Below are 2,317 nucleotides of genomic sequence, written 5' to 3'. Positions count from 1 at the left end.
AACCCCGCCACGGAGGAGGTGATCGGCCGCGCCGCCGACGCCGGCCCGGAGGACATGGCCGCCGCGATCGAGGCCGCCCGCACCGCGTTCGACACCACCACGTGGTCCACCGATCATGCCTTCCGCGCCTCGTGCCTGCGGCAGCTTCGGGACGCCCTGCAGGCCCACACCGAGGAGCTGCGCGCGCTGACCATCGCCGAGGTGGGCGCACCGCACACGTTCACCACCGGTCCCCAGCTGGAGGGGCCCGTCGCCGACCTGGGCTGGCTCGCCGACCTGGTCGAGGCCTACGACTGGGTCGAGGACCTCGGTGAGTCCGAGGTGATGGGGGTGCGTTCCCGCCGGACGACGCACCGGGAGGCGATCGGCGTGGTCGGTGCCATCACCCCGTGGAACTTCCCCAACCAGATCAACCTGGCCAAGATCGGGCCCGCGTTGGCCGCGGGATGCACCGTGGTGCTCAAGCCCGCCCCGGACACCCCGCTCATCGCCGCCGCGGTGGCCCGCATCGCCGCCGAGGAGACCGACATCCCCGCGGGCGTGCTCAACGTGGTCTCGTCCTCGGACCACGGGGTGGGTGCCCAGCTGAGCACCGACCCCCGCGTCGATCTGGTCTCGTTCACCGGATCCACCGCCACCGGCAAGAAGATCATGATGGCCGCGTCGGAGACCCTCAAGAAGGTCTTCCTCGAGCTGGGTGGCAAGTCCGCCGCCGTGGTCCTGGACGATGCGGACCTGAACGCCGCGTGCTTCATGACGGCCCTCAACGCCTGCACCCACGCCGGTCAGGGCTGCGCCCTCACCACGCGCCTGCTGGTGCCGCGCGAGAAGTACGACGAGGCCGTCGACGCCGCCAAGGGCGCGATGGCCGCCTTCGCGCCGGGCGACCCCACCGACCCCGGCACCCTGTGCGGGCCGGTGATCTCCGCGGTCCAGCGCGAGCGGGTCGAGGGGTACATCGCCCTGGCCGTGGAGGAGGGCGGCACCATCGAGATCGGCGGCGGTCGCCCCTCCGGCGAGGAGAAGTCGAGGGGCTTCTGGGTGGAGCCCACGCTGATCTCCGGACTCGACAACACCGCGCGGGTGGCCCGGGAGGAGATCTTCGGACCCGTGCTCGTGGTCATCCCCCACGACGGCGACGAGGACGCGATCCGGATCGCCAACGACTCCCCCTACGGACTCTCCGGCGCCGTGTGGGGCACCGACCCCCGGCGGGTCGAGAAGGTTGTCGCGGGGATCCGCACCGGGACCCTGGGGGTGAACGGCGGCGTCTGGTACGGCGCCGACGTCCCGTTCGGCGGCTACAAGCAGTCGGGCATCGGCCGCGAGATGGGCCGGCAGGGCTTCGAGGAGTACCTCGAGACCAAGTCCGTGGCGTCTCCGGCCTGACATTCCACCCCCACCCGAACCACCACCCCTGACGAGAAGGAAGAGACCACAGATATGGGACGTTTTGACGGTAAGTCCGTGATCGTGACCGGCGCGGCCGGCGGGATCGGCGAGGAGTACGCCAAGGCCCTCGCCGCGGAGGGCGCGAAGGTCGTGGTGGCCGACGTCTCGGACACCGAGGGACAGCGCGTGGCGCAGGAGATCACCGCGGCCGGTGGGGAGGCGTTCTTCCAGCACACCGACGTCTCCGACCCGGACTCGGCCGGGGCCTGCGCCGAGGCCGCCGTGGACAGGTTCGGCCGGCTGGACATGCTGGTCAACAACGCCGCGATATTCGGCGGGATGAAACTCGACTTCCTCATCACCGTGCCGTGGGACTACTACGAGAAGTTCATGTCGGTGAACCTGAACGGTCAGCTGATCATGGTGCGCGCTTGCTGGGAGAAGATGGCGGCCGCCGGCGGTGGCGCCATCGTCAACCAGTCCTCCACCGCCGCGTGGCTCTACTCGGGCTTCTACGGCCTGGCCAAGGTGGGTGTCAACGGGCTCACCCAGCAGTTGGCCACCGAACTGGGCGGGTCCAACATCCGCATCAACGCGATCGCGCCCGGGCCGATCGACACCGAGGCCAACCGCTCGACCACCCCCCAGTCCATCGTCAAGGACATGGTGGACAAGCTCCCGCTCAAGAGGATGGGACAGCCGGAGGACCTGGTCGGGATGCTGCTCTTCCTGCTCTCGGACGAGGCGTCGTGGATCACCGGTCAGATCTTCAACGTCGACGGCGGACAGGTCATCAGGTCGTGAGCGTGAACCCGGCCGACATCTCCGGGCAGGGCGCCGGAGCCGCACCCGTGGGTCCGGGCTCCCCGGAGGACTCCCCCGCGCCCGTCGGGTTCATCGGGCTGGGCAACATGGGCGCGCCCAT

Annotated in this window: 2 protein-coding genes; both read left to right on the top strand. The window is 70.1% G+C overall.

Going from position 1 to position 2,317, the window contains the following annotated elements; genetic code table 11:
* Positions 1 to 1,389 (top strand): aldehyde dehydrogenase (locus G6019_RS12990; protein ID WP_182627752.1); only part of this gene is annotated, 1,389 nt, incomplete at its 5' end.
* Positions 1,390 to 1,443: 54 nt separating this feature from the next.
* Positions 1,444 to 2,196: an SDR family oxidoreductase gene (locus G6019_RS12985; RefSeq protein ID WP_017838156.1), complete on the top strand. Its 753-nt coding sequence runs from the start codon at positions 1,444 to 1,446 to the stop codon at positions 2,194 to 2,196.
* The last annotated feature ends 121 nt before the right edge of the window (positions 2,197 to 2,317 follow it).

This window comes from Dietzia sp. DQ12-76 (assembly GCF_014145045.1).
Taxonomy (GTDB): domain Bacteria; phylum Actinomycetota; class Actinomycetes; order Mycobacteriales; family Mycobacteriaceae; genus Dietzia.
This window is presented reverse-complemented; position numbering and strand designations above follow the sequence as displayed.

Coding starts and splice junctions, on each gene's coding strand:
- G6019_RS12985 (WP_017838156.1), top strand. CDS start 1,444: ATGGGACGTTTTGACGGTAAGTCCGTGATCGTGACCGGCGCGGCCGGC.